Below are 26,795 nucleotides of genomic sequence, written 5' to 3'. Positions count from 1 at the left end.
AGCACCAGCAGATGCCCGGCCAGGGTCCTCAGGCCCGCGGCATTCGCCTCGACGACGTCATGGCCCCATGATGCCGCCGGGCGCCGGGCGCCGGGCGGTCGGTATCAGGGGCAGGTCTCGTCCGTCTTGGCGACGGTGAAGGACACGGGCTGGCCGGTGAGCGCCGTCCCGGGCTTCGGATCCTGGCTGCACACCTTCCAGTTGGACTCCTGGAGCACCATGCGGCTCTGCACCGCGTCCTTCACGGTGATGCTCGCGTTGGCGGGAAGCGCACCGCGTACGGCCTTCATGCCCTGTCCGACGAAGTTCGGCATGGTGTCACCGGCGGGCTTCGGGGCGGGGGCGTCGCCGGCGGGACAGGTCTCCTCGAGCTTGACCGCGCCGAAGTCGATGGTGGTACTGGTGGCAACGCCCGCGCCGGCGGCGGGAGTCTGGCTGCACACCTTCCAGTTCCGGTCGAGGGCTTGGAGCCGGTCGCGGCCGAGCGCGTCATGCGACGTCAGGGCGTAGAACCCGGCAGCCTGCGCTTCGTCCTGGGCGACTTGGAGCCCCTTGCCGACGAAGTGGGGAAGCGTCGCGGACTTCGCGGCGGGCGCGGCCCCGGCCTTCGACGACGAGGCAGCCGGCGCCGGCGCACCGGGAACCGCGGTCTTCCCGCCCTCGGCGGCCTCCGGCTCGCAGGCAGCAAGAACGAGAACAGCACCCGCCGTGACGACGGCGACAAGATGGTGAGTACGCATCACGCCATGATCGCCGCCCCCTACACGGCGTGTACCCCCCGTAACCGCTCTGTGACGTTGCCGCCCGCCACCCGCGGCCAACAAGGCCTCCAGGATTCGACATTCCTCCGACTGGGTAGCCAGGCCGGAACCCCGCAGGACCCCGGACCGCTCAGGCCGGCCGCCGAGGAGCGCCTCCTGGAACGGTATGTGGACTCTCAGTGGACTCCGGACATGCACAGGACCCCCGGTCGAACACGACCGGGGGTCCTCACTACCTGGTCTCACCTGTGGCTAAGACCTACGTGGGCGCGGACGGTTTCGAACCGCCGACATCTGCTTTGTAAGAGCAGCGCTCTACCCCTGAGCTACGCACCCTTGAACGAGTGGACAGCCTACATGCAGGGCGGACCCCCGGTGCAAACGCCATCGGGTGGGGGAGAATGGACCGGGGCATGGCGGACGCGGACGGTGGTACGGGAGAGGGATTGTGACGACGGCATCCCGGCGGTGGTTCGGTGGGCGGGACGAGAGCCGGAGGGCGGACGCGCAGGCCGCGAAGGATGCCGCCGCCGCCGCGTTCTACGAGTTGGACACCGCGCAGAGAGATCTGCGGATCTCGATCGAGACGATCACGGCCGTGGACGCGAGCCCGGCCGCGCGGCAGGCCGTCGAGGGCTTCGAAGCGCTCGGGCGGCGGATCGACCAGGTCAGCCACGCCTACATCGAGGCCGTCGACGCGCACGACCTGGACCGGGCCGAGCTGGACGGCGGGACCGCCGCCCGCGCCAAGCAGGAGCTGGACCGGGCGCGCGAGGAGCTCGTGCGGGTCAAGGATGAGCTGGAGCGGTACGCGCGGGGGCTCCAGCCGCTGCTGGACACGGCCGAGACCCAGCTGGCGCGGGTGGCGCCGGCCCGGGAGCGGGCCAGGGCCGCGCTGCTGGCCGCCAGCAACGCGCTCGACGCCGTCCGCGCGGGCGGGATGAAGGCCGACGAGCTGGCCGCGCGGCTGGCCCGGCTGGCGCCGGAGCTGACCAAGCTCAACCAGGGCGCCTCCCAGCACGGCGTGCCCGAGACGATCCAGCGGGCCGACCGGATCCTGCGCGACGCCGAGGAGATACGGGCCGAGGCGGAGCGGCTGCCGGAGCGCGCGGCCGAGCTGGACCGGCGGCTGGTGAGCCTGCGGACCCGGGCGCAGGCGCTGCGGCACCGGGCGGACGGGGTGGATCCGGTCCTGAGCGAGCTGCGCCGCCGCTTCGCCGCGGCCTGCTGGCAGGACCTCCAGCCCGTGCCGGAGCAGGCCGCGCGCGACATCGGGCAGGCGGAGGAGCGGCTGCGGGAGGCGGGCGCGGCGCGCGCGGAGCAGCGCTGGGCGGATGCCACGGCGCTGATCGCGACCGTACGGGCGCTGCTGGAGCACGTGGACGAGGGCGTCTCCGCGGCGTCGGACCGGCTCGCGCGGCTGGACGCGGTGGCCAAGGATCCCCAGGCCGAGGTGCAGCGGACCCGGTTCGCGATCCGGGACGCGCAGCGGCTGGCGATGGAGGGCCGTACCGTGCCCGATCCGCGGCACGCACGGCCGCTGGACGACGCGGTGGCCCGGCTGGACCGGGCGCTGGCCGGGCTGGACGGGCGGCACCCCGACTACTGGCACTTCCTGCGGGAGACGGAGGAGGTCCGGGCGGCGGTGGGCCGGGTGGTGGCGGACATCCGGGAGCGGCGCGCCGTCCCATAGGCCTTCCTCAGTCCCATAGGCCTGCATCAGCCCTACAGGTCTGCATCAGTCCCATAGGCCTTCCTCATGGGAATCTTCGGAGGCGTCTCATGGGCGTTCCCGCCGGCGTCCCGTGAGCGTCCTCGCGGGGGTGCCGCACGGGGGGGGTCGTCCCTATTTGTTCTCGGGGGTGGATCGGCGGATGCTGGAGGGGCCAGTGCGGATGCCGGTTCGGGTGCCCGTACGGAGCAGAGGAGGGTGTTATGGCTGCCCACACGTTCCACCGGCGTCGTGCGCCCCAGGCGCCTCCCCTCGCCACCCACGAGCCGTACGTGCCGCATGCGGCCTACGGGTGCACCGAGCCCCACGAGCACTACGCGCCGTACGTCGCCCACGAGCCGTACGGGCCGCCGCACGACGCGCCCCAGGGGCCCTCGCTGATGCAGCGCATGCTGCACCCCGTCAACGCCCGGCTCGACGAGCACCTGCCCACCGATCACAGGCTCAGCAAGATCTACCGGGTCGGCGCCGGACTGACGGGCCTGCTGCTGGTCGCGTTCGGGGTCCTGGGGCTCACCCACCGGATCGGATTCTTCGACACCGGCGGCGACACCGTGCTCGCCCTGAACACCAACGGCGCGCTGAGCATGCTGTCGATCTGCGTCGGGCTGCTGCTGTTCGCCGGGATGATCATCGGCGGGACGTTCGCCTCGACGCTGAACATCGTGCTGGGCGTGCTGTTCATCGCGAGCGGGTTCGTGAACCTGGCCCTGCTCGACACCGGGCTCAACTTCCTGGCGTTCGAGATCCAGAACGTGCTGTTCAGCTTCGTCGTCGGCGTGATGCTGATGTGGTTCGGCATGTACGGGCGGGTCGGCAGCGCCCTGCCGCACGACAATCCGTACTGGCGGGCCCGCCACCCCGAGCAGGCCGCCCGTGAGGAGCGGGCACGCACCGCCCATCGGCCTTGAGGCCGCTGAGGCTGGTCCCGCCCCGCCGACGGCCTTAGCCTGTGCGCATGCCTCGTTACGAATTCCGCTGCCGGACCTGCGACGACACCTTTGAGGTCAGCCGGCCCATGGCCGAGTCGTCCGCGCCCGCCGACTGCCCCGCCGGGCACACCGACACCGTGAAGCTCCTCTCCGCCGTCGCCGTCGGCGGGTCCTCGGCCGCGCCCTCCCGCGCCGCCGCGGCACCCGCGGGCGGCGGGTGCTGCGGCGGCGGGGCCTGCGGCTGACCGAGCGGTCGGCGGGGCGGCCGCGGCGTCAGCGCTTGCGCGAGAGGGTGAGGCCGTCCGAGATGGCCAGCAGCACCGACTCCATCCGCGTGTCGGCCGCCACGTGTTCGTTGTACGCCTGTACGCCGGCGCCCGAGGCGCTCGGCGTGGGGTCGAGGACGCTGCCGTGGAAGAGAGTGTTGTCGGTGACGATCAGCCCGCCCGGACGCAGCCGCGGCACCAGCTCCTCCCAGTAGGCGATCTGGCTCTCCTTGTCCGCGTCGATGTACGCCATGTCGATGTGCTCCTGCGGCGGCAGGGCCTTGAGGGTCTCCAGCGCCGGCGCGATCCGCAGGTCGATGCGGTCGGCGACGCCCGCCGCCGCCCAGGCCTCGCGGCCGTACGCCGTCCACTCCTCGGAGACGTCGCAGGCGATGATCCGGCCGTCCGCCGGCAGCGCCTGCGCCATCGACAGCGTGGAGAAGCCGGTGAAGGTGCCGACCTCCACGATCTGCCGGGCACCGGTCAGCCGGACGAGGAAGGCCAGCAGCGGGCCCTGCTCGTGCGCCGACTGCATCCCGGCCGAGTCCGGGAACGTCGCGTACGTCACCTCCACCAGCCGCTGCTGGTGTTCGTCCAGCGGCGGATTGTGCGCCAGCACGTAGGCGTAGAGCTCATCCGTGATCTTGGTGCTGTTTCCCTTGGTCATGCGCCCAGTCTGGCAACCGCCCGGCCGAATGCGCGGATGATTTCCTCACCCGCCAGCGCTCCGGTCTCCGCCAGCGCCCGCACGCCCGGCCCGCCGTGCCAGCCGGCGTCGGCCAGCTCGCCGTGCCCCGGCCGCCAGGCCTCGTCGGCCGCGAGCAGCAGGTCCGCGTCCAGCAGCGAATCGCCCGCCGCGAGGGTGTGGGAGGCGCCCGTACGGCGGGCCACCTCGCGCATGGCCGCACTCTTGGTCAGCGGCCGCGGGACGGCGTAGATCTTGCGGCCCTGGAGGGAGACCGCCCAGCCGCGCTCCCCGGCCCACTCCTCCAGCTGCTTGATCCACTCCGCGGGCAGCAGGGCCCTCTCCACCACCAGGTACGTGAAGAGGTCCTCGGCCACCCGCGCCTTGCGCAGCCACGCCGGGTCGGCCACGGCCAGCAGGTGCTGGTGGACCTCCTCCAGCGGGGCGCACTCCGCCGCGAGCCGCCGCGCCACCGTGCGCCGCCAGTCGCGGTCCGGGGCGCCGTCGACCAGCAGCTGTCCGCCGTTGGCGCAGATCGCGTACCGGGCCGGCGGGCCGGGGAAGCGGATGCGCTGGTACTGCTTGCGCGTGCGGGTCGTGGTGGGGACGAAGACCACCTCCGGGGAGGCGGCCAGCTCGGCCAGCAGGGCGGCCGCGCTCTCCGTCATGAAGGACAGGGGTTTGCTCTCGTGGATCTCGACGCACAGCAGCCGCGGGGCCACCGGGTCCGGCATCGTCAGCCCGAGGGCCGCCGACGAGTAGATGAGCGTGCGGTCGAGATCGCTGGCTACGAGGACGGTCACTTGGAGGCCACAGCCTTTCCGTCGGCGCCGGTCGCGCCGCGCGTGAAGCGGGGGTGGATGAGTCCGACACACGTGTACGGCAGGCCGTCCACCTCTTCGACCGGCACCCCGCGCTGCTCGGCGAGCAGCCGTACGTGGTCCAGGTCGGCCCCGGCACCGCGCTGGGCCAGGACCTTCCACGGCACCCGGCGCAGCAGCACCCGGGTGGTCTCGCCGACACCGGGCTTGACCAGGTTGACGTCGTGGATGCCGTACTCCTCGCTGATGCGTTCCACGGCCGCCCAGCCCTCCCAGGTGGGGCTGCGGTCGGCCGCCAGGAGCTCCTTGACCTCGGCGTCCACGGCCTCGAAGACCTCGGGGAAGCAGGCGGCGACGGTGTCGACGAAGTCGACGGAGACGTCGGCGGGGGACAGCTCGCGGTAGAACTTCGCCCCGTGGAAGTCGGACGGGCCGACCAGGTCGGACCTGAGCACCGTACGGGATATGAGTCCGGACACGGTGGAGTTGAGGCAGGCGGAGGGGATCAGGAAGTCCTCGCGGGTGCCGTACGTGGCGACGCAGCCGCCGGGGTCGGCGAGGACGACGATGTCCGGGTCGAAGCCGGGGAAGCCGGCCAGGGCCTCGCGCAGTTCGCGGGTGATGGCGCCCTTGCCGGTCCAGCCGTCGACGAACACGACGTCGGCCGGGTCGTGGTGGGCGGCCAGCCAGCGCAGCGCGTTGGCGTCGATACCGCGCCCGCGCACGATGGAGACGGCGTAGTGCGGCAGGTCCAGGCCGTGCCGCCGCTGGGCCCAGCGGCGCATCAGGACGCCGACGGGGGTGCCGGCGCGGGCCAGGGAGACCAGGACCGGGCGCGGGGAGCGCTCGGCGAGGACGGTCTCGGTGACGGTGCCGACGGCGCGGGCGACGCGGGCCGCGGAGGCGGTCAGGGCGCTCTGGTAGAGCTGCTGGTAGGCGGCGCTGGGCTGGTACTCGACGGGCAGGGACTCGGCGTAGTGCGCGCCGCCCGCCTGGATGGCCTCCTCGCGCTCCTCGGTGGGCGCCTCCAGCTCGACGCCGGAGAGGTCCTGGAGGAGCCAGCCGACGTCGTCGGCGGCGTAGGAGGAGAAGGCCGGACCGCGGAGGGGCTCGGGGAGCTCGGGCAGCTCGGGCAGCATGATCGGCTCCTGCCGGTCGGATGCGTCCGGTACGTCGGATGCGGGGCGTGCGGGGACCTCCGGGCGGGCGGGGGGCACGGGAGGCATGTACGAGGGGACGACCGCGAGCAGGACGCGGCCGGTGTGCCGGGCGAGGCGCTCCAGCAGGCCGCTGCGCAGCTCGGCGGTGTCGCCGGCCGAGTCGACGACCGCGACGACGGTGTCGAAGCCGGCGCCGGCGACGTTGTAGGCGTAGCGGTCGCCGGGGCCGTCGGCCGGAGTGTCGTGGGCCGGGAAGACCAGGCGGGTGCGGATGGCGTAGCCGGGGTCGTCGACGGCCAGGACGGGCGAGCGGGTGGTGGTCGAGAAACGGACCTCGGCCGCGTGCCCGGTCTCCTCCAGCGCCTTCGCCAGGCGCAGCGGGGCGTACATCAGCTCCTCGTTGCCGAGGACCAGGACGCGGCCGGGGCGCGGGCCCAGGGCGCAGGCCAGCTGCCCGGCCAGGCCCGGCAGGGCCTGCTCCAGGGCGGCGCGGTGGCCGGGCGTGAAGCCGTGCCGGCCACCGTCGGGCACGCCGGCCGGCCAGCCGAGGGCGACCCGCTCCACGGGAGCGGGAGCGGGAGCCGGGTCCGGGGCGGAGGCCGGGTCCGGGGCGGTGCCGGTGGCTTCGGCGGGCGTCCTCGCCTCGTACTCCTCGACCAGGGCCTGCCCCGTGGCCAGGACGCCCTCGGGCAGCTCGACCATGCCGGAGGCCAGCGCGATCAGGTCGACGCGGGCGCCGAGGGCGGCGGCGAAGGCGTCGAGGCGGTCCCGGTCGGCCGGGGAGCGCATGTCGACGAGGGCGACCACGACGTAGTGGCCGCGGGGGTGGCGGGCGTGCAGATCGCGGATGGTGTTGAGGACGGTGTTCCCGGTGGAGAACTCGTCGTCGACCAGCACCAGCGGGCCGCTGCCCGCCAGCAGCGCCGGTTCCTCGGGAAGGAGCAGGTGCGAGGTGGCGTGGGAGTGGGACTCCTCGAAGCCGCCGGCCGGCGTGAGGCCGGGCACCGGACGACGGGTGGAGTGCAGGTAGGGGGCACCGCCGAGCCCGTCGGCGACGCAGTGCCCGAGGCCGGTCGCGGTCTCGGCGTACCCGAGCACGACGGCGTGGTGCGCGGCGGCGCCGAGCAGCTCCCGGACCCGCTGCCCGAGCCCGTACCCGGCGCCGTACACGACCTCCGGGGACTGCGGCACGTGCTTGCCCAGCACCTGCGACACCAGCAGGTGGGCCCGCTTCGGATTGCGCCGCAGCGCGAGTCCGAGCAGATCCGTCACCCGCGTCCGCGCACCGCCCGGCTCGGCTGCCCGCTCGGTCTCGTCCGCCGCCGGGGGCGCCGGCCGGTCCAGGAGCCGGATGCCCAGGCGGGAGGTGACCCACGTCCCCGACCACACCGCGTCGATCGTCTTGCCTCTCGTCGTCGTCAACGGCCGTCTCAGACCTGGAGCCCGGCCGTCAGGAGGTCGACGAAGCCGACCTCCTCGTTCGCCACACCGAAGGCCTCGGCGCGCAGCATCGTGCGCTCGGCCCAGGCCCGGTGGGGCTTCACCTCGTTCATCTTGTTCGTATAGGCGGACCGCATGACTCCGCCGCCGCCCCGCTCCGGCCGCAGGATGTCCTGGGCGTCGCTGAACTCCTCGTGCGAGACCACCGACAGCGCGTGCACGGGCGTGACGTGCGCCGGGTGGATGCACGTCTTGCCGAGCAGCCCGTTGGCGCGGTCGAGCTCGATCTCGCGCAGCAGCCCGTCGAGGTCGTGCTCGATCAAGGTGGTGCGCAGTTCCTCCGCGCCCTCCTCCAGGAAGGGGCTGCGGCGCAGCTGCGGCTTGAACAGCCGCTGCTGGTGGCGGAAGTACTCCCAGACCGGGCCGGTCACGGTGAAGCCGGTGCCGTCGGCGCGGCTGAGCACGTTGACCACGTCCGCGATCACGCCCGCGACGATCTGGATGTCGTACGCGGTCATGTCGGGCGTGCGCCGCAGCCCGTACGCCGAGCAGAAGTCGGTGACGCCCAGCCGCAGCGCCAGCACCCGCTCGCGGTGCTCGTTGACGGTGCGCGAGATCCCGGTGAGGGTCTCGGTGCGCGTCTCCAGGTGCAGCAGCTCCGGGGACTCCAGGACCGGCATCGCGTACAGCCGGCGGCCGTCCGCGCGCTTCTCCGCCTCGATGACGGCGTCGAGGAAGGCCTCGCCCCGGCCCTCGGTGAATTTGGGTAGTACGAAACCGGCCAAGTGCCGCACCGAGCCGCCGAGCCGTTCGACGAGGTCCGGTATCTGCTCGGGCTCGCGCACCCGCACGAAGAGCAGCGGCAGCTCCGCGCCCCCGGCATCGAGCTCGGCGAACTGCCGGATCAGGTTCTCCTCGGCGGCGCCGACCTCGGCGTCGCTGATCGAATCCTCCAGGCAGAGCACCATGGACACGACACCGCGGCGGGCCTGCTTGAGGATGTCGGCGGCCAGGTGCGGCCGGGTGGCAGGGCTGTAGAGCGTGGCGCCCAGGGCCGCCGCGAGCAGGCGGGCGGGCGAGCCGGCCGTGAACTCGGCCGGCTCCTGGTGGAAGAGGTTCTTGCGAACCGCGGGCGCTAGATGCCCGAAATGACGCATGTGCTTCCCCCGTACTGCCTCGGCGGCGCATCTGGCATGGCCGGTAATAGTACGTACGATCGTGATGCGAGAGTTCCCCGCGCACATGAAATTCAGGTAACCCCCTTGCACCTTGCCCACGACGTCGGGCAGGCGACAAGGCCCGTGCCATGTCTACCGGGGGGCCGCATTGTCCCGCTCCGCTCCGGGAGGGCAGGATGACGGGCATGACGCACGCGATGCAGAAGGGCTCGAACATCCCGGTGAGGGCCGCCGCCGTCAGGGCGGTGCTGCGCTGGACCGACGGCCCCCGGGTGCCGGACGTGGACGCCTCCGCGCTGCTCGTGGGCCCGGACGGCCGGGTGCGTTCGGACGAGGACTTCGTCTTCTACAACCAGCCCCGGCACCCCTCGGGGGCGGTCTGGCGGCTGGGCAAGAAGCGGATCGGGGACGCGATCACCGACGCGGTGCAGGCCGACCTCGCCTCGGTCACCGCGCAGGTGGACCGGGTCCTGGTGGTCGCCTCCGCCGAGGACGAGCCCTTCGAGCGGGTCCGGGACCTCAGGATCCTGCTCTACGACGCCACGGTCGAGGGCGGCGCCGAGCCGCTCGCCTACTTCGACGTACGCCCCGAGACGGGCGCGGAGACGGCGCTGATCTGCGGCGAGCTGTACCGCCGCGGGGAGGGCTGGAAGTTCCGCGCGGTCGCCGAGGGCTACTCGGACGGCCTGGTGGGGCTGGCGACCGACCACGGCATCTCGGTGGACGAGAGCGCGCCGGCCCCCGACGACGGCCGGACCGCGGCCCTGGACCGGACGGAGGCCCTGGCACCGCCCACGCCCCGTACGGCGCCGCCGGTGCCGCCGGCCCCGCCCACGCAGGCTCCGCCGCCCGTGCAGCCCGCGTACGGCTATCCGCAGCCGGTCGGGCAGGGCGGTGACCCCTCGTTCCGGCTGCCGGTGCAGGGTCCGCAGTTCCTGCGCCGCTGAGCCACCGCCCGGCCACGGGGCCGGGTGGCCAGGGCCGGGGGCCGGGACCGGGGCCGGGGCCGGGCGGATCACGGCATCATCACGCCTTGGTGCTCTTGTAGCCCCGGCCCCACTGCAGGCCCCAGCCGTACAGCCGGTCCAGCTCGGCCTGGAAGCCGTACACGAACTTCACCTCGCGGCGCACGATCAGCTCGCCCTTGATGTTCTCCAGGGACACCACGGCGCAGCTGCGCGCCTGCGGATGCCGTTCGTCGAGGGCGATCTCGATCCGCGGCCCGGTGATCGGGTACAGGGTGACCAGGGCGTGCGTACGGTCGAAGGCCGGCGTCTGGTCGTAGATGTAGACGAAGACCAGCAGCCGCTTGATCTCCTCGGCGTGATCGAGGTTGACGAAGATCGTCTCGCCGGACGGCGCCCCGAACCGGTCGTCGCCGCTGAGCTTGACGTACGGCGGGCTGTTGATGTCGCCGAGCAGGTTGCCCAGCGGCTGTACGACGCCCCGCGAGCCGTCGGTCAGCTCGTACAGGCAGCCGATGTCGAGGTCGACGTTGACCATGCCCTGCGTATGGGCCTGGACGATCTCGGGTTTGAACAGTTTGGACGGGTGGCGCAGCAGCCGGCCGCTCTGGCGGGACCGGCCGCCGATGTCGGAGGTGCGCATCCGCCAGGACAGGTTCACGCGCAGGTTGCCGGTGACCGCGCCCTGTTTGGTGAGCGACACCGTCGGCTGTCGTTTGGTCAGTTCGATCGCGTTGGACGACGCGTTGCCCGACTGGAACTGCGCCGCCCGGGCGCCCCTCAGACCGTCGAAGAAACCCATGAATACCCCCCAGGACCGATACATGTGGAAGCGGGGCGGGACGCCGGTCCGTGGACCGGCGTCCCGCCCCGCATGGAGCGTTCCCGCGTTACCGCCCGGCTCATGCCTTGGCGGTGGCGGACTCCTCCAGTTCCAGGCGCTTGTTGCGGCGCACCGAGGACCAGAACGAGCCCGCGATCAGCACCACGCCGATGAGGCCGGTGATCAGCTCGCTGATCTCGTACTGGATGGTGATCAGCAGGATGACGGCGAGCGCGCCGATCGCGTAGTGGGCGCCGTGCTCCAGGTAGACGTAGTCGTCCAGGGTGCCCTGGCGGACCAGGTAGACCGTGAGCGAACGGACGTACATGGCGCCGATGCCGAGGCCGAGCGCCATCCAGAAGATGTGGTTGGTGATGGCGAAGGCGCCGATGACCCCGTCGAAGGAGAAGGAGGCGTCGAGGACCTCGAGGTAGAGGAAGAGGAAGAACGCGGCCTTGCCGGCCAGGCCGACGGCGGAGACGGGCTTGCCCTCCGCCTTGGCCTTCTCCTCCTCCTCGTGCTCGCGCTCCTCTTCCTCCTCCAGCTTGTTCTCGAAGTACGAGGACAGGCCGCCGACGATGAGGTACGTGATCAGGCCGGCGACGCCGGCGAGCAGCACGGTGGCGGACTTGTCCGCGTGGCCGGTGCTGGTGTGGGCCTGGGTCGCGAAGGTCATCGCGGAGACCAGCAGCGCGATCAGGGCGATGCAGACCGACAGCATGTCGACCTTGCCGAGCTTGGCCAGCGGGCGCTCCAGCCAGGCCAGCCACTTGTGTTCGCGCTCCTCGAAGATGAAGTCGAGGAAGATCATCAACAGGAACATGCCACCGAAGGCCGCGATGGCCGGGTGGGCGTCGGTGACCAGGGCCTCGTACTGGTCGGGATTGTCCAGTGCCAGTTCGATGGCCTCGATGGGGCCGACCTTGGCACTGATGGCGACGATCGCCACCGGGAAGACCAGCCGCATTCCGAAGACGGCGATCAGGATGCCGACGGTGAGGAAGATCTTCTGCCAGAAGGCGTTCATCTTCTTCAGGATTCCGGCATTGACGACCGCGTTGTCGAACGACAGCGAGATTTCGAGGATCGACAGGATCAGTACGACCCCGAACGCCTCCCACCCCCACTGCCACGCGGCAAAGGCAAGGCCGAGCGCCGTGATGGCGAACGACCAGCCGAAGGTTTTCAGAACCACTGGCACCTGGCACCCCATGCGTCTGGTAAGGCTTTACGAAACGTTGACCCCGAAGTCTAGAGCGATGCCCCTCAGGCCCGACGCGTACCCCTGTCCCACGGCCCGGAACTTCCATTCGCCCCCGTACCGGTAGACCTCACCGAAGATCATCGCGGTCTCGCTGGAGGCGTCCTCGGAGAGGTCGTAGCGGGCCAGTTCCTGGCCGTCCGCCTGGTTCACGACGCGGATGAAGGCGTTGCTGACCTGGCCGAAGCTCTGGCGGCGGGAATCCGCCTCGTGGATCGAGACAGGGAAAACGATCTTGTCGACCTGGAGCGGGACCTTGGTGAGGTCGATGAGAATCGATTCGTCGTCGCCGTCACCCTCGCCGGTGAGGTTGTCCCCCGTGTGTTCGACGGCGCCCTCGGGGCTCTTCAGGTTGTTGTAGAAGACGAAGTAGTCGTCCCCGAGCACGCGGCCGCCGCTGCACATCAGCGCGCTGGCGTCGAGGTCGAAGTCGGCCCCCGTGGTGGAGCGCGCATCCCAGCCGAGGCCGACCAGAACCCGGGTCAGGTTCGGTGCGGCCTTGGAGAGGGAGACGTTGCCCCCCTTGGCGAGTGTGACGCCCATGTTGTGGTCCTCCCCGGACGACGTGGTGGTGTCGCAAGCATGGCAAGCACGTCCGGCGCCGTACACAGATCAGTGCACGGCGCCGGACGGGTGAACAGCAGGCAGGCTCAGACGTTGACGCCGAAGTCCTGGGCGATGCCGCGCAGGCCCGAGGCGTAGCCCTGGCCGATGGCGCGGAACTTCCACTCCGCACCATTGCGGTAGAGCTCGCCGAAGACCATCGCGGTCTCGGTCGAGGCGTCCTCGGAGAGGTCGTAGCGGGCCAGCTCCGTGTTGTCGGCCTGGTTCACGACGCGGATGTAGGCGTTGCGGACCTGGCCGAAGCTCTGCTGGCGGCTCTCGGCCTCGTAGATGGAGACCGGGAAGACGATCTTCTGGACGTCGGCGGGTACGCCGGCCAGGTTGACCTTGATCTGCTCGTCGTCGCCCTCGCCCTCACCGGTGAGGTTGTCACCGGTGTGCTCGACGGAACCGTCGGGGCTCTTGAGGTTGTTGAAGAAGACGAAGTTGCCGTCGCTGGCAACCTTGCCCTGGTCGTTGGTGAGCAGGGCACTGGCATCGAGGTCGAAGTCGACGCCGGTGGTGGTGCGAGCGTCCCAGCCCAGACCGACGATGACCGCCGTCAGGTTGGGGGCGGCCTTGGTCAGCGAGACGTTGCCGCCCTTGCTGAGGCTGACTCCCACGGGTCCTCCATTGGGGTTCTCGGGTGGGGCGGGGCCCCGTCGTGCGGTTGCTGTCAGATCAACGTTTCGATCCTAGTGACGGGTTCCCGCCCACAGGCGTCCCATTCACAAGATCCCGTCACCGGAACAGGGCCGGATCGCGGCCCGGTGCGGCCTACAGGCTGTCGAGCGCCTTGACGTAGTCGTTCACGTCGCGGGCGTCGGGCAGGCCGTTGACCACGGTCCAGCGCACGATGCCGTCCTTGTCGATGACGAAGGTGCCGCGGACCGCGCAGCCCTTCTCCTCGTCGAAGACGCCGTAGGCGCGGGAGGTCTCGCCGTGCGGCCAGAAGTCCGACAGCAGCGGGTACTCCAGCCCCTCCTGCTCGCCGAACACGCGCAGGGTCGGCACGGAGTCGTTGGAGACGGCCAGCAGCTGGACGTCGTCGTTCTGGAAGCGCGGCAGCTGGTCGCGCAGCTCGCAGAGCTCGCCGGTGCACACACCGGTGAAGGCGAAGGGGTAGAACAGCAGAACGACGTTCTTCTCGCCACGGAAGTCGGAAAGGCGCACGGCGCGGCCGTGGTTGTCCTTGAGCTCGAAGTCCGGGGCCTTGGTGCCGACCTCGATCGCCATCTCTCGTATCCCTCTCGCTGGGCTGTTCGGGTGGGCCCAGCCTAGGGCCTGCGGCCCGCGGCCGGTGTCCGGGGCACCCGGCGGGCACGCAGAAATCCCGCCCGCCCGGCGGGTACGCAGAAACCCCGCCGACCCTCGGGGTCGGCGGGGTTCGTCGTCCGCTCGGCCGCGGCGCGCGGCTCAGCGCATGGACGGCGCGCGGCTCAGCGCTTGGACTTGGCGGCCTTGGGTGTCATCAGGCGGCTGGCGTTCCACTCCTTGCCCACGCTGACGCTCTTGGTCTGCGACAGGCCCGCCGTCTGGGCGGCCTCGCTGATGTCGCTGGCCTCCACGTAACCGGGCCGGCCGGTCTTGGGGGTCAGCAGCAGGATCAGCGAGCTGTCCTCGACCAGTTCGGTGGCGTCGACCAGGGTGTCGGTCAGGTCACCGTCCTCGTCGCGGAACCACAGCAGTACCGCGTCGGCCACGTCGTCGTATTCCTCATCGACAAGATCATTACCGATGAGTTCTTCGACCAGTTCACGGAAATCCTGATCGACATCGTCGTCGTAGCCGATCTCCTGGACCACCTGTTCGGACTGGAAACCCAGCCGGGTGGCCAGGTTGCTCTCCGCGTGGTCCGCGGTCGCGCTCACGGGGTGCCTCCTGCTCGTGTTCGGTGAATGTCTTCGGGCCGCGCGCGTACGCGCAGCATTGGGCGTAGTCCACACGGGAGCGGCGGATCGCGCAAGTACCCGGCGGTCGAGACCGTCGAAACAGTGACGTTTGGGGCCGTCTCGACGCAACTCCTGACACCAGCGCGCCGCATCTCCCATGGTCCATGCCACACCATTCCAGGATATTCGGCAGCTCCGGAGGACTTTCGTACCCCGTCGGGGGACGAACGGTCTTACGGACCCGCCCGGGGGCTGGGCGTAAGGTTGCGATCTGTCCGGAGCGTCCCGTGAACGATCCAGGGTGGCTGGAACTCGCCAGGGGTTACCCCACGGTAAAGATGACGATTCCCGGTCGGCGGTACACGATGGGAGCCGGTGTGATCCAAGGCACGACTCCCCCCGACAGTGAAGGAACAGCGTGGCTTCCGCATCCGATCGCAACCCGATCATCATTGGCGGCCTTCCGAGCCAGGTCCCGGACTTCGATCCCGAGGAGACCCAGGAGTGGCTCGACTCCCTTGACGCCGCCGTCGACGAGCGGGGCCGGGAGCGCGCCCGCTACCTGATGCTGCGGCTGATCGAGCGGGCCCGCGAGAAGCGCGTGGCCGTCCCCGAGATGCGCAGCTCGGACTACGTCAACACGATCGCCACCAAGGACGAGCCGTTCTTCCCCGGCAACGAGGAGATCGAGCGCAAGGTCCTCAACGCCACCCGCTGGAACGCGGCCGTGATGGTCTCGCGCGCCCAGCGCCCCGGGATCGGCGTCGGCGGCCACATCGCGACGTTCGCCTCCTCCGCCTCCCTCTACGACGTGGGCTTCAACCACTTCTTCCGGGGCAAGGACGAGGGCGACGGCGGGGACCAGATCTTCTTCCAGGGGCACGCCTCCCCCGGTGTCTACGCCCGCGCCTACCTCCTGGACCGGCTCTCCGAGCAGCAGCTCGACGCCTTCCGCCAGGAGCGGTCGAAGGCGCCGTACGGCCTGTCCAGCTACCCGCACCCGCGCCTGATGCCGGACTTCTGGGAGTTCCCGACCGTCTCGATGGGCCTCGGCCCGATCGGGGCGATCTACCAGGCGCGGATGAACCGGTACATGGAGGCGCGCGGGATCGCGGACACCTCCGCGTCACACGTGTGGGCGTACCTCGGTGACGGCGAGATGGACGAACCGGAGTCGCTGGGCCAGCTCACGCTCGCCGCCCGCGAGGGCCTGGACAACCTGACCTTCGTCGTGAACTGCAACCTGCAGCGCCTCGACGGCCCGGTGCGCGGCAACGGCAAGATCATCCAGGAGCTGGAGTCGGTCTTCCGCGGGGCCGGCTGGAACGTCATCAAGCTGATCTGGGACCGCTCCTGGGACCCGCTGCTGGCGCAGGACCGCGACGGCATCCTCGTCAACAAGATGAACTCGACGCCGGACGGCCAGTTCCAGACGTACGCCACCGAGACGGGTGCGTACATCCGTGAGCACTTCTTCGGCGACGACCACCGGCTGCGCGCGATGGTCGACAACATGACCGACCAGCAGCTGCTCCACCTGGGCCGCGGCGGCCACGACCACAAGAAGATCTACGCGGCGTACGCGGCGGCCAAGGCCCACAAGGGCCAGCCGACGGTGATCCTGGCGCACACGATCAAGGGCTGGACGCTGGGGCCGAACTTCGAGGGCCGCAACGCGACCCACCAGATGAAGAAGCTGACGGTCGACGACCTCAAGGGCTTCCGCGACCGCCTGCACATCCCGATCACGGACGCGCAGCTGGAGAGCGGCCTGCCGCCGTACTACCACCCGGGCCGGAACTCCGAGGAGATCCAGTACATGCACGACCGCCGCAGCGGGCTCGGCGGCTACGTGCCGACCCGTGTGGTGCGTGCCAAGCCGCTCCAGCTGCCGGACGACGCGGCGTACGCGGCCGCCAAGAAGGGCTCGGGCCAGCAGTCGATCGCGACCACGATGGCCTTCGTCCGCATCCTGAAGGACCTGATGCGGGACAAGGAGATCGGCAAGCGCTTCGTGCTGATCGCGCCCGACGAGTACCGCACCTTCGGCATGGACGCCTTCTTCCCGAGCGCCAAGATCTACAACCCGCTGGGCCAGCAGTACGAGGCGGTCGACCGCGAGCTGCTGCTCGCGTACAAGGAGTCGCCGACCGGCCAGATGCTGCACGACGGCATCTCGGAGGCGGGCTGCACGGCCTCGCTGATCGCGGCGGGTTCGGCGTACGCGACGCACGGCGAACCGCTGATCCCGGTCTACGTCTTCTACTCGATGTTCGGGTTCCAGCGCACGGGTGACCAGTTCTGGCAGATGGCCGACCAGCTGGCGCGCGGCTTCGTGCTCGGCGCGACCGCCGGCCGGACCACCCTGACGGGTGAGGGGCTCCAGCACGCGGACGGCCACTCCCAGCTGCTGGCGTCGACGAACCCGGGCTGCGTCGCGTACGACCCGGCGTACGGCTACGAGATCGCGCACATCGTCCAGGACGGTCTGCGGCGGATGTACGGGCCGGAGGCCGAGGACGTCTTCTACTACCTGACCGTCTACAACGAGCCGATCCAGCACCCGGCCGAGCCGGCCGACGTGGACGTGGACGGCATCCTCAAGGGCATCCACCGGGTGTCGGCGGGCCAGACCGGCGTCATCCCGGCGCAGATCATGGCCTCGGGCGTGGCGGTGCCGTGGGCCCTGGAGGCCCAGCGGATCCTGGCGGCGGACTGGAACGTCCGGGCGGACGTCTGGTCGGCCACCTCCTGGAACGAGCTGCGGCGCGAGGCCGTCGCCGTGGAGGAGCACAACCTGCTCCACCCGGAGGAGGACCAGCGCGTCCCGTACGTGACGCGGAAGCTGTCGGGCGCCGAGGGCCCGTTCGTGGCGGTGTCCGACTGGATGCGGTCGGTTCCGGACCAGATCTCCCGTTGGGTGCCGGGGGCGTACACCTCGCTGGGCGCGGACGGCTTCGGCTTCGCCGACACCCGTGGCGCGGCCCGCCGGTTCTTCCACATCGACGCGCAGTCGGTGGTCCTGGCGGTGCTCACCGAGCTCGCCAAGGAGGGCCGGATCGACCGCTCGGTGCTGAAGCAGGCCGTCGACCGCTACCAGCTGCTCGACGTGGCCGCCGCCGACCCGGGCGCGGCGGGCGGCGACGCCTAGCCGAGGCGCGCGCGGGCCGTACGAGCATGGGCGCCGGGACACCCGTCCCGGCGCCCTTACTCGTTCTTTACGATGCTGGGCATGAAGGAACCCTCCCGCCAGGCACGGTGGGAGCGCCGTACGCAGACCCCGCTGCTGGTGCTCGCCGTGGCCTTCGCCGCCGCCTACGCCGTGCCGATCGTCGTGCCCGACGCGAGCCCGGCCGTGCACCGGGCCTGCACCTACGCGGAGTGGGTGGTGTGGGGGGCCTTCGCCGCCGACTACCTGATCCGCCTCGGCCTGGCGGCCGACCGCCGGCACTTCGTGCGCACGCACTGGCTGGACCTGGCGGCCGTGGTGCTGCCGCTGGTGCAGCCGCTGCGGCTGCTGCGGCTGGTCGCCACCCTGCTGCTGGTGGGCCGGCGGGCCCGGATGGCTCCGCAGGTACGGCTGACGACGTACGTCGCCGGGGCCGTGGTGGGGCTGATGATGTTCGGCTCGCTGGCGGTGCTGAGCGTGGAGCGCGACGCGCCGGACGGCAACATCAAGAACCTGGGCGACGCGGTGTGGTGGTCGTTCACCACCATGACGACGGTGGGGTACGGCGACCACTCCCCCACCACGGGCCTGGGCCGGGTCCTGGCCGTCGGCCTGATGCTGTCCGGGATCGCCCTGCTGGGTGTGGTGACCGCCAACATCGCCGCCTGGTTCATCGCCCGCTTCGAGCGCGACGACCACGTGGAACGGCTCCAGCTGGCGGCCATCCGGGACCTCCAGACGGAGGTACGGGCGCTGCGCGCCGAGGTGTCCCGGCTGGGCGGCGGCGCCCCGCCCGCCACCGTGCCGACGCCCGCGTCCGCGCCCGCGTCCGCGTCCGGCGAAGCGTGAGGTGCCGGTCACCGGGCGTGGTGTTTGAATGGGCGGGGGTTTCTTCGAAGGAGAGCCCATGACGTTTCCCGTCACCCCTCCCGCCACCGCGCGATCCGGGGCTCCGCAGGCGCCGGCGGGCGCGGACGCCGGTGTCGCGATGGCCGTGGGCATGCTGATGGCCCTGACGCCGTGCACGGCCCGTACCGCGCGCCGGATCCTGACCGCCGCCGCGGCGGCCACCGGGGCGGGCGTCCAGGACGTGGCCCGGGTGCTGGTCACCCGTACGCCCGGAGCGCCGGTCCCCGGGCGGGTCGGCCGGGCGCTGCGGGCGGCGGTCGAAGGGGCGCGGGCACGGAACTCCGTCACGGGCGGGCCGGACGTCGCGGAGCCGGCCCTGCAGCTGTCACCCGACCGGGGGTACGCGGGCGAGGTGCTCGGCCGGTACCTCGACTGCCGGGCGGCCGCCGAGGGCGGGGGCGAGCAGGCCCTGCAGGAGCTGGACGACGCCGCGTACACGCTGTGCGTGCTGATGGCGCGGCGGACCCCGGCGGAGGCGGTCCGCGCAGCCCGGGAGTACCTGGCGACCTCGTAGAGCGTTTTCGCGCCGTTCCGCGATGTTCCAGCGTGGCGAGCGGGCCCGGCGGTTCGGCCGGGCCCCGCCGGGCATCCCCTAACTCTCCCGGACCTTGAAGGCGCGGACCTGGTAGGGCGACTGGGGCAGCCAGACGCCGTCGCCCGGGTAGGTCTGGAACTCCCCGGTCTCCTCGCACACCGCCGACTGGAAGGTGGTCACCGGCCGCCCGGTGCGGTTGGCGAGGGACTGCGCGCTGGTGCCCTCGGGCAGCGGAACGCAGGAGTCCACGGCCACCGTGCTCAGCTCATGGACCTGCCGGGTGCCGCGGAAATCGGGTTTCGCCCACAGGCACAGCTGCCCGGTCGCGCACGGCCCGAGCGGCTGCGGGGCGGCGTGCGCCCCGGGGGCGGCGGGCAGCAGCGCGGTCAGGGTCAGCGCGGCGGCGGCGAGGAAGGCGTGGGTGGTACGCATGTCGATCAGCTCCCGAGTGGTTCGAATCGGTGGACGAGACCACGCTGACCTGCGGCGACAAGCGGGTGGAAGATCGCCGGGACGGGATCACCCGGATAGGGGACAGCCCCGCCGGCAGGGGCCGACGGGGCTGTCGTACGTACGGAATTGACGCCTCCGGAGGCGTGCCGCGGCCGGGGGCCGCGAGCCGTCAGATGTGGGCCGCGCCCGCGCCCGCCTCCGCGTTCGCACCGCGCTTGGTGAAGCCCGCGACGACCGCGGCGAGCACCGCGACGACGCCGGCGACGGTGAAGGCCGTGCTCATGCCGTCGACGAAGGTCTGGTGCGCCACCTGGGTGACGGCCGCGGCCATCTCCGGCGGCATGGCCGGGTCGACCGGAGCCACGCCGACCGTGACGGCGGACTCGGCCGACGCCAGCTGCTCGGGGGCGAGCGGCGGCAGCTGCGCGGCCGCCCACTTGTCCCCGAACGTGTCGGTGACCGTGCCGGCCATGACGGCGCCCAGCACCGCGGTGCCCAGGCTGCCGCCGACCTGCATGGCGGCCTGCTGGAGGCCGCCGGCGACGCCGGAGAGCTCCAGCGGGGCGTTGCCGACGATGACCTCGGTGGCGCCGACCATGACGGGCGCGAGCCCCAGGCCCAGCAGGGCGAACCACAGCGACATGGTCAGGGTGCCGGTGTCCGGGGTGAGCCGGGCCATTCCGAAGCAGGCGACGGCGGTGGCGACCATGCCCAGCACCAGGGGGACCCGCGGGCCGATCTTGGTGATGGCGGCGCCGGCGAGCGGCGAGCCGACGATCATCATTCCGGTGAGCGGCAGCAGGTGCAGGCCGCTGTCGACCGGGCTCATGCCGTGGACGTTCTGCAGGTAGAAGGTGACGAAGAACAGTCCGCCCATGAAGGCGAAGGCCATCAGCACCATCAGCACGGTGCCGGCGGACAGCGGCAGCGAGCGGAACATGCCGAGCGGGATGAGCGGTTCGGCCACGCGCGTCTCCCAGAAGGCGAAGAGCGCGAAGCAGAGCACGGACGCGCCCAGGAAGAGCAGCGTCTTGGTGTCGCCCCAGCCCCACTCGGCGGCCTTGATGAGCGCCCAGATCAGGGAGAACATCGCCGCCGACAGCAGCACGATGCCCAGCAGGTCGAAGGAGCGCGGGGCGTTCTCCGCGCGGTGGTCGAGCAGGATCACCAGGCCGAAGACGAGCGCGATCACACCGACGGGGATGTTGATGAAGAAGACGGACTGCCAGTTGACGTGCTCGACGAGCAGGCCGCCGACGATCGGGCCGGCGGCGGTGGAGGCGCCGATGACCATGCCCCAGATGCCGATGGCCATGTTGAGCTTCTCGGCGGGGAAGGTGGCGCGCAGCAGGCCGAGCGCGGCGGGCATCAGCAGCGCGCCGAACAGGCCCTGCGCCACGCGGAAGCCGATCACGAGCTCGACGCTGGTGGAGAAGCCGATCGCGGCCGAGGAGACCGCGAAGCCTGCGATGCCTATGAGGAAGGTCTGGCGGTGGCCGAACCGGTCGCCGAGCTTGCCGGCGGTGATCAGGGAGACGGCGAGGGCCAGCAGGTAGCCGTTGGTGATCCACTGCACCTCGGCGAGCGTGGCGCCGAGGTCCGCGGTGATCGCGGGGTTGGCGACGGCCACGATGGTGCCGTCGAGGGTGACCATCATGACGCCGATCGCCACGGCGAAGAGCGTCAACCAGGGGTGACCGCGCAGTCCGGAGGATGCCGGTCCGGGGGCGGGCCCCTTGGCGGGCACCCGGTCGTCGAGGGTGATCTGACTCGTCATGCCGCCAGGCTAGTGACAGCGACTGACAGTTCACAAACGGCTCAACGGGGCAGTCACTGTCACGTCGGTCACAGGTACCCTGACCGCTCACTCAGCGTCAGATACGCACCCGAGAGGACCCGCGGTTGATCACCGACCAGCAGCCCGCGCAGGCGGCCCCGGCGGGCCTGCGCGAACGCAAGAAGCGGCGCACCCGCGACGCGCTGCTGCGCGCCGCGCTGCTCCTCTTCGCCGAGCAGGGGTACGAGCGGACGACCGTCGACGAGATCACCGAGGCCGTCGACGTCTCCCAGCGCACCTTCTTCCGCTACTTCGCGAACAAGGAAGAGGTCGCCTTCGCCGTCCAGGACCTCGTCGAGAGCCACTTCGTGGCCGCGCTGCGGGCCCGCCCGGCCGCCGAGGGACCCCTGCTGGCCATGCGCAACGCCGTCCGGGATTCCTGGGACACCCTCGGCGAGGCCATCAGCGAGGTCGTCCCCGTCGACCTCTACATGCGCACCTACCAGCTGATCGAGTCCACCCCGGCCCTGCTCGCCGTGCACCTGCGCCGCTCCACCGAGCTGGAGGAGCGGATCGCGGCGCTGATCGCCGAGCGCGAGGGCCTCGACGTCGACACCGACCCGCGCCCGAGGGTCGCCGTCGCCGCCTTCTCGGGTGTGATGCGTGTCACCGGACGGCTGTGGGGACAGGGCGACGACACCAGCGTCGAGGCGATCCGCCGCATGACGGAGAGTTACCTCGACCAGATCAGCCCGGCTCTGGCCGCCGACTGGCGCTGACAGGGCGTCCGCTCCGGGGGTGACCCGGTCGGCGGTGACCCCGGTCACCCGGCGCACCACGGCCGCCGGAGCTCTCTTACGCTGTTTCCCAGTGAACGTGCCCGGCCCCGCCCTCCCCACCGCTCCCCCCTCGCCCACCACGCTGCGCGCCTACCTCGCGCTCGTCGTGGTGTTCGTCATGCTCGCCACCACCGGCTGGACCGCGGTGCACCGGCCCGACGAAGAGGTCTCCCCGCGCGTCCCCGCGCTCGCCGCGTGGGCCGCCGACCGCCCGGGCGGCCGGGCGCTGCCGCCCGCCGACTCCCCCGTACGGACCGTCGCGCGCTTCTTCGCCGGCCTCGGCGAGACGGAGCAGGCGTACCTGGCCGACACCCACCCGCTGGTGGTCGGCAACCTCGACGGGGCCCCCGCGCAGCTGCGCTACCGGGCCAACCGGCGGGCCCTGGCGCAGGCCGAGCGCGTGGCCGCGCTGCGCTCCGAGGACGTACGGCTGGCGCCCGCCGACCGCACCGAGGCCGGCCGGCTCTCGCACCGCCTGGCCTCGCTCGCCGAACCCGGCCGGCAGATCCTCGCCTTCGACCCGACCGGCAACGGCCGCGCCGCCGAGGTCTTCGGCGACCTCGACCGCGCGCAGCGGGTCTCGGTCATCGTCCCCGGCGTCGACACCGACCTGCTGACCTTCGAGCGGACCCAGCGCCACTACAGCGCGCCGGTGGGGATGGCCGAGTCGCTGTACGCCGCCGAGCGCGCGCAGGACCCGAGGACACCGACCGCCGTGATCGCGTGGGCCGACTACACCACCCCGGCCGGGGTGGGCATGGACGCGGCCACCGGCCGCATGGCGGTGGACGGGTCCGTCCGCCTGGAGTCGCTGGCGGCGGCGCTGCCGGGCGATGCCACGGTGGCCCTGTTCTGCCACAGCTACGGCTCCGTGGTGTGCGGCGTGGCCGCACGCCGGCTGCCGGACCGGGTGACCGACATCGTGGTGGCCGGCAGCCCCGGCATGCGCGCGCCGAACGTGACCGGCCTGGGCACGGCGGCGCGGGTGTGGGCGACGCGGGCCGAGGACGACTGGATCGAGGACGTCCCGCACCTGGAGGTCGGCGGCGTCGGCCACGGGGCGGACCCCGTCGCGCAGGCCTTCGGGGCACGCCGGCTGTCGGCCGCCGGGGCGAAGAACCACACCGGCTATTTCGAGCCAGGGACCCAGTCGGTGGACAACTTCGCCAAAATCGGAACCGGTTCGTACGGTTCGGTGGTGTGCGCGGGCGGGGACGACGCGTGCCGGCTCCCTTACGATGGCCCGCATGGGTGACGTACTGGCCGGAAATCATGCCGTCTGGGAGTTCGACTCGGACTCGGTGCTCATCCGCTTCGAACGGGGCATACGTACGCCGCGGCTGTGGTCCGCACTGGGGCAGCGCCGCATCCCGTACGAGGCGTTGGCCGGGCTGAGCGTGACCGCGGGGAAGCGGGACACGGTGGTACTGCGCGCCGAGCCGAGGCCGGGCGCGGACCCGCTGGCCGAGGTGGCCGCGGGGCAGCTGAGGGATGTGTGCGATCCGTACCGCCTGGTGCTGCCGGGCGAGCGGGCGGCGCGGGCGCAGTCGCTGGCCGAGGCGCTGGAGGCCCGGCTGACGGACGAGCCCGCGGAGCGCTTCCTGGTCGAGGTGCCGCAGCCGCCGCTGCAGCTGAAGGCGTACGACGCGCGCGCCACCTTCGAGGCGGGGGCGGTGACCTTCCGCTGGTCGCGGACCGGGGCGTCGAGCACCAAGTGGAAGTCGGGCGACCGCACTTATCCGCTGGCGGACATCTCGGACGTGGAGTGGCACTCGCCGGAGGGGCCGGGGGGCCACCTGCGGCTGGTGCTGCGGGACGGGGGCGGTGCGGAGCGGGGCGGAGCGGACCGGGGCGCGGTGCCGGTGCCGGCGGACCAGGATCCGGCGGCGGTGGTGTTCGGGATGGGCAACGGGGCGGTGCACGAGTCGCTGCCGTTCGCGGCGGCGGTCCTGGCGGCGATCCGCCGCCGCACCCCCGTGGCGGCGGGACCGGGGCCGGGGCGCGAGGACACCTCGGACCGCCTGCGGCACCTGGCGGAGCTGCACGGCGCGGGGCTGCTGACGGACGCCGAGTACACCACCCTCCGCGACCGCTTCACGGCCGACGCCTGACGCCGCCCGCCCCGAAGGCTCCGCCCCCGCGCCTCACACGCCGGCGGGGCCGAATCAGGTGCCCGGTGGGGCATGAGAAGCCTGCGCGGCGTTTGAGCGCACGGGCGCGAAGCGCACGTACGGGGACAGCCCCCCGGGTGACCATCCAGCGCCGCAGGGCACCCCATCCCAGCCCCGCCGGCGTTTGAGGCGCAGGGTTCCGCAGGTCAGCGTTCGCGCGCGACCGACGTGAAGGTCATGTCGGGGTAGCGGTCGCCCGCGACGAGGGAGGCCAGCGGTTCCAGCAGGGCCAGTTCGGCCGGGGTCAGCCGGATCGCGGCCGCCGCCACGTTCTCCGCCAGCCGTGACCGCCGTCGCGTCCCCGGAATCGGCACCACCGTCAGCCCGTGCACCGACGCCCGCCCGTGCACCCACGCCAGCGCGATCTGCGCCGCCGTCGCCCCGTGCGCCGCCGCGACCTCGCGGAGCGGGGCCAGCAGCTCCGCGTTGGCCCTCGCGTTGTCCCCGGTGAACCGCGGCTGGAAGCGGCGGTAGTCGTCGGCCGGCAGCTCAGCGCCGGCGTCCGCGAACGCCCCCGTCAGGAAGCCCCGCCCGAGCGGCGAGTACGGCACGAAGGCCACCCCCAGCTCCGCCGCCGCGCCCACCGCGCTGCGCTCCACGTCCCGGCTGAACAGCGACCACTCCGACTGCAGCGCCGCGATCGGGTGCACCGCGCACGCCTCGCGCAGCTCCGCGCCGGTGACCTCGCTCAGCCCCAGGTGACGGACCTTGCCCTCCGCCACCAGCTCCGCCATCGCGCCGACCGACTCGGCCAGCGGCACCCCCGGATCCCGCCGGTGCATGTAGTAGAGGTCGATCACGTCCACGCCCAGCCGCTTCAGGCTGCCCTCCACCGCCTGCCGGACGTACGCCCGGTCATTGCGGGTCCCGCGGTAGTGCGGGTCGTCGTTGCGCTCGATGCCGAACTTCGTCGCCAGCGTGACCTCGTCCCGGTGCGCCGCCAGGAACGGCGCCAGGAACTCCTCGTTGCGCCCGCGCCCGTAGACGTCCGCCGTGTCGAACAGCCTGACGCCCGCCTCCAGCGCCGCCTCCAGCGTGTCCCGCGCCGCCGCCTCGTCGGTGGCGCCGTAGAACTCGCTGATGCCCATGCAGCCCAGACCCTGGAGGCCCAGCTCCGGTCCGGTCCCCGAAGTGGTTCCTGAATGGGTTTCCGAAGGGGTCATTTCTGCGTTGCCTTTCCGCCGTAGATGCCGATCTTGTAGTCCAGTACGGCCAGCGCGTCCGTCAGCTCCGCGATCCGCGCTGCCACCTCGTGCCGCGTCTGTTCCAGCAGCTCCCGCCGCTGGTCGAAGGTGTGCTCACCGGCGCGGACCAGCTCCGCGTACCGGACCATGTCCGCCACCGACATCCCGGTGGCGCGGAGCTTGCCCACGAAGGCCAGCCAGTCGAGGTCCTTGTCGGTGAACCGCCGCTGCCCGGAGTGCGAGCGGTCCACGTGGGGCATCAGGCCGATCCGCTCGTACCAGCGCAACGTGTGCTGGGTCAGACCGGTCCGGGCCTCGACCTCGCTGATCGTGTACCGCGTCGTCCGCGTCAGGCTCATGACCCACACGCTAAAACCCTGGAGTGCACTCCAAGCAAGTAGGCTCAGCGGCATGGAGAGCCTGCGGATCATCGAGAACTGGCCGGTGCCGAACGCGGCGGCCGCCGTCGTCCGGGCGGACGGCACCGTCGCCGGAACGCACGGTCCGGTCGACCACCGCTTCCCGCTCGCCTCGGTCACCAAGCCGCTCGCCGCGTACGCCGCCCTCGTCGCGTACGAGGAGGGGGCGATCGAGCTCGACGAGCCGGCCGGCCCCGAGGGTTCCACGGTCCGTCACCTGCTCGCGCACACCAGCGGCCTGGCCTTCGACGAGCACCGCCAGATGGCTCCGGCCGGGCAGCGCCGGCTGTACTCCAACGCCGGGTTCGAGGTGCTGGGCGACCACATCACCAAGGCCACCGGCATCCCGTTCGCCGAGTACCTGTACCAGGCGGTCTGCGAGCCGCTGGGGATGACCGCGACCACCCTGGAGGGCTCGCCCGCCAAGGACGGCGTCTCCACCGTCGCCGACCTGGTGCGCTTCGCCGCCGAGCTGCAGGCCCCCCGGCTGCTGGACGTCCGTACCGTCGCCGCCGCCACGTCCGTGGTCCACCCGGGCCTGAAGGGCGTCCTGCCGGGGTACGGGCACCAGTCCCCCAACGACTGGGGCCTGGGCTTCGAGATCCGCGACGGCAAGTCCCCGCACTGGACCGGCGCCGGATCCTCGCCCCGCACCTTCGGCCACTTCGGCCAGTCCGGCACCTTCCTGTGGGTGGACCCGGACGCCCGCGCCGCCTGCGTGGCCCTGACCGACCGCGCCTTCGGCCCGTGGGCCGTCGAGGCCTGGCCCCCGTTCACCGACGCGGTCCTCGCCGAACTCGCGGCCCGCTAGGAACTCGCG

General features: G+C 71.8%; 26 protein-coding genes and 1 tRNA gene. 11 read left to right on the top strand and 16 right to left on the bottom strand.

The genetic code is table 11. The annotated features are described in order from the left end of the window. Positions 1 to 104 precede the first annotated feature (104 nt). On the bottom strand, positions 105 to 740 hold the full coding sequence (locus tag ACIPXB_RS14370; protein ID WP_401448866.1) for a hypothetical protein: 636 nt from the start codon (positions 738 to 740) through the stop codon (positions 105 to 107). A 285-nt stretch (positions 741 to 1,025) separates the two neighbouring features. Beyond that, positions 1,026 to 1,097, bottom strand: a tRNA-Val gene (locus tag ACIPXB_RS14365). Between the two features lie 112 nt (positions 1,098 to 1,209). Between ACIPXB_RS14365 and ACIPXB_RS14360 the strand changes: the two genes are divergently transcribed. From ACIPXB_RS14360 to ACIPXB_RS14350, 3 genes are all read left to right on the top strand, one after another. Beyond that, on the top strand, positions 1,210 to 2,454 hold the full coding sequence (locus ACIPXB_RS14360; RefSeq protein WP_401448863.1) for a hypothetical protein: 1,245 nt from the start codon (positions 1,210 to 1,212) through the stop codon (positions 2,452 to 2,454). Between the two features lie 419 nt (positions 2,455 to 2,873). Next, positions 2,874 to 3,404, top strand: coding sequence for a DUF4383 domain-containing protein (locus ACIPXB_RS14355; protein ID WP_401448939.1), 531 nt, complete (start codon positions 2,874 to 2,876; stop codon positions 3,402 to 3,404). Between the two features lie 47 nt (positions 3,405 to 3,451). Continuing rightward, positions 3,452 to 3,670 carry a zinc ribbon domain-containing protein gene (locus ACIPXB_RS14350; protein ID WP_401448860.1) on the top strand — a complete coding sequence of 73 codons (219 nt, stop codon included), beginning with the start codon at positions 3,452 to 3,454 and terminating at the stop codon, positions 3,668 to 3,670. A 28-nt stretch (positions 3,671 to 3,698) separates the two neighbouring features. Here the strand turns inward: ACIPXB_RS14350 and ACIPXB_RS14345 are convergent, their stop codons facing one another. The 4 genes from ACIPXB_RS14345 to ACIPXB_RS14330 are packed head-to-tail and all read right to left on the bottom strand — an operon-like array spanning position 3,699 to position 8,954. Further along, positions 3,699 to 4,358, bottom strand: a complete 660-nt coding sequence (locus ACIPXB_RS14345; RefSeq protein WP_401448857.1) for an O-methyltransferase — start codon at positions 4,356 to 4,358, stop codon at positions 3,699 to 3,701. Then, positions 4,355 to 5,179 carry an HAD family hydrolase gene (locus ACIPXB_RS14340; RefSeq protein ID WP_401448854.1) on the bottom strand — a complete coding sequence of 275 codons (825 nt, stop codon included), beginning with the start codon at positions 5,177 to 5,179 and terminating at the stop codon, positions 4,355 to 4,357. Before ACIPXB_RS14340 ends, ACIPXB_RS14345 begins: the two co-directional genes overlap by 4 nt. Further along, positions 5,176 to 7,779 (bottom strand): phosphoribosyltransferase, encoded by a 2,604-nt coding sequence (locus ACIPXB_RS14335; RefSeq protein ID WP_401448851.1) that lies wholly within the window; start codon positions 7,777 to 7,779, stop codon positions 5,176 to 5,178. The genes ACIPXB_RS14340 and ACIPXB_RS14335 overlap by 4 nt, the downstream gene beginning before the upstream one ends. Positions 7,780 to 7,787: 8 nt before the next feature. Next, positions 7,788 to 8,954: an HpcH/HpaI aldolase/citrate lyase family protein gene (locus ACIPXB_RS14330; RefSeq protein ID WP_401448848.1), complete on the bottom strand. Its 1,167-nt coding sequence runs from the start codon at positions 8,952 to 8,954 to the stop codon at positions 7,788 to 7,790. Positions 8,955 to 9,160: 206 nt separating this feature from the next. Here ACIPXB_RS14330 and ACIPXB_RS14325 point away from each other — a divergent pair, with 206 nt between their 5' ends. Continuing rightward, positions 9,161 to 9,922, top strand: coding sequence for a TerD family protein (locus tag ACIPXB_RS14325; protein WP_401448846.1), 762 nt, complete (start codon positions 9,161 to 9,163; stop codon positions 9,920 to 9,922). 79 nt (positions 9,923 to 10,001) lie between these two features. Here ACIPXB_RS14325 and ACIPXB_RS14320 read toward each other — a convergent pair whose 3' ends face one another. The 6 genes from ACIPXB_RS14320 to ACIPXB_RS14295 all read right to left on the bottom strand — a co-directional run bounded on the left by ACIPXB_RS14320 (position 10,002) and on the right by ACIPXB_RS14295 (position 14,498). Next, positions 10,002 to 10,742 carry a Tellurium resistance gene (locus ACIPXB_RS14320; RefSeq protein ID WP_401448844.1) on the bottom strand — a complete coding sequence of 247 codons (741 nt, stop codon included), beginning with the start codon at positions 10,740 to 10,742 and terminating at the stop codon, positions 10,002 to 10,004. A 100-nt stretch (positions 10,743 to 10,842) separates the two neighbouring features. Further along, entirely contained in the window at positions 10,843 to 11,958 is a 1,116-nt protein-coding gene (locus ACIPXB_RS14315) for a DUF475 domain-containing protein (protein WP_401448937.1), read from the bottom strand. A gap of 33 nt (positions 11,959 to 11,991) precedes the next feature. Further along, on the bottom strand, positions 11,992 to 12,567 hold the full coding sequence (locus ACIPXB_RS14310) for a TerD family protein (protein ID WP_401448842.1): 576 nt from the start codon (positions 12,565 to 12,567) through the stop codon (positions 11,992 to 11,994). Between the two features lie 107 nt (positions 12,568 to 12,674). Then, complete coding sequence (locus tag ACIPXB_RS14305) at positions 12,675 to 13,250, bottom strand: TerD family protein (protein ID WP_401448840.1); 576 nt, start codon at positions 13,248 to 13,250, stop codon at positions 12,675 to 12,677. 154 nt (positions 13,251 to 13,404) lie between these two features. Then, positions 13,405 to 13,863, bottom strand: a complete 459-nt coding sequence (locus ACIPXB_RS14300; RefSeq protein ID WP_401448838.1) for a peroxiredoxin — start codon at positions 13,861 to 13,863, stop codon at positions 13,405 to 13,407. A 203-nt stretch (positions 13,864 to 14,066) separates the two neighbouring features. After that, complete coding sequence (locus ACIPXB_RS14295; protein ID WP_401448835.1) at positions 14,067 to 14,498, bottom strand: DUF3052 domain-containing protein; 432 nt, start codon at positions 14,496 to 14,498, stop codon at positions 14,067 to 14,069. Between the two features lie 439 nt (positions 14,499 to 14,937). On the opposite strand from ACIPXB_RS14295, the gene aceE reads away from it, so the two are divergent. The 3 genes from aceE (at position 14,938) to ACIPXB_RS14280 (ending at position 19,111) form a co-directional block, all read left to right on the top strand. Further along, positions 14,938 to 17,670, top strand: a complete 2,733-nt coding sequence (aceE, locus tag ACIPXB_RS14290; RefSeq protein WP_401448832.1) for a pyruvate dehydrogenase (acetyl-transferring), homodimeric type — start codon at positions 14,938 to 14,940, stop codon at positions 17,668 to 17,670. Between the two features lie 81 nt (positions 17,671 to 17,751). Continuing rightward, complete coding sequence (locus ACIPXB_RS14285; protein ID WP_401448830.1) at positions 17,752 to 18,537, top strand: potassium channel family protein; 786 nt, start codon at positions 17,752 to 17,754, stop codon at positions 18,535 to 18,537. A gap of 58 nt (positions 18,538 to 18,595) precedes the next feature. Continuing rightward, positions 18,596 to 19,111 carry a DUF5133 domain-containing protein gene (locus ACIPXB_RS14280; RefSeq protein WP_401448828.1) on the top strand — a complete coding sequence of 172 codons (516 nt, stop codon included), beginning with the start codon at positions 18,596 to 18,598 and terminating at the stop codon, positions 19,109 to 19,111. A 78-nt stretch (positions 19,112 to 19,189) separates the two neighbouring features. Here ACIPXB_RS14280 and ACIPXB_RS14275 read toward each other — a convergent pair whose 3' ends face one another. Then, positions 19,190 to 19,564 (bottom strand): peptidase inhibitor family I36 protein, encoded by a 375-nt coding sequence (locus ACIPXB_RS14275; protein WP_401448826.1) that lies wholly within the window; start codon positions 19,562 to 19,564, stop codon positions 19,190 to 19,192. Positions 19,565 to 19,754: 190 nt separating this feature from the next. Further along, a complete protein-coding gene (locus ACIPXB_RS14270; protein WP_401448935.1) occupies positions 19,755 to 21,350 on the bottom strand; it encodes an MFS transporter in 1,596 nt (531 codons plus the stop codon). 140 nt (positions 21,351 to 21,490) lie between these two features. Between ACIPXB_RS14270 and ACIPXB_RS14265 the strand changes: the two genes are divergently transcribed. The 3 genes from ACIPXB_RS14265 (at position 21,491) to ACIPXB_RS14255 (ending at position 24,312) form a co-directional block, all read left to right on the top strand. Next, positions 21,491 to 22,141, top strand: coding sequence for a TetR/AcrR family transcriptional regulator (locus ACIPXB_RS14265; protein WP_401448933.1), 651 nt, complete (start codon positions 21,491 to 21,493; stop codon positions 22,139 to 22,141). A 178-nt stretch (positions 22,142 to 22,319) separates the two neighbouring features. Continuing rightward, positions 22,320 to 23,456 carry an alpha/beta hydrolase gene (locus ACIPXB_RS14260; protein WP_401448931.1) on the top strand — a complete coding sequence of 379 codons (1,137 nt, stop codon included), beginning with the start codon at positions 22,320 to 22,322 and terminating at the stop codon, positions 23,454 to 23,456. Next, complete coding sequence (locus ACIPXB_RS14255) at positions 23,449 to 24,312, top strand: DUF4429 domain-containing protein (protein WP_401448823.1); 864 nt, start codon at positions 23,449 to 23,451, stop codon at positions 24,310 to 24,312. The genes ACIPXB_RS14260 and ACIPXB_RS14255 overlap by 8 nt, the downstream gene beginning before the upstream one ends. A gap of 206 nt (positions 24,313 to 24,518) precedes the next feature. Here the strand turns inward: ACIPXB_RS14255 and ACIPXB_RS14250 are convergent, their stop codons facing one another. After that, on the bottom strand, positions 24,519 to 25,535 hold the full coding sequence (locus ACIPXB_RS14250) for an aldo/keto reductase (RefSeq protein WP_401448821.1): 1,017 nt from the start codon (positions 25,533 to 25,535) through the stop codon (positions 24,519 to 24,521). Further along, complete coding sequence (locus tag ACIPXB_RS14245) at positions 25,532 to 25,915, bottom strand: MerR family transcriptional regulator (protein WP_401448819.1); 384 nt, start codon at positions 25,913 to 25,915, stop codon at positions 25,532 to 25,534. The genes ACIPXB_RS14250 and ACIPXB_RS14245 overlap by 4 nt, the downstream gene beginning before the upstream one ends. Positions 25,916 to 25,967: 52 nt before the next feature. Here ACIPXB_RS14245 and ACIPXB_RS14240 point away from each other — a divergent pair, with 52 nt between their 5' ends. Beyond that, complete coding sequence (locus ACIPXB_RS14240; protein WP_401448815.1) at positions 25,968 to 26,786, top strand: serine hydrolase domain-containing protein; 819 nt, start codon at positions 25,968 to 25,970, stop codon at positions 26,784 to 26,786. Positions 26,787 to 26,795: the final 9 nt, after the last annotated feature.

The sequence above is a fragment of the Streptomyces sp. NPDC090022 genome (assembly GCF_044748145.1).
In the GTDB taxonomy this organism is placed as follows: Bacteria; Actinomycetota; Actinomycetes; order Streptomycetales; family Streptomycetaceae; genus Streptomyces.
Note: the sequence above shows the minus strand (reverse complement) of the source record. Positions and strands in the feature narration are given on the sequence as shown.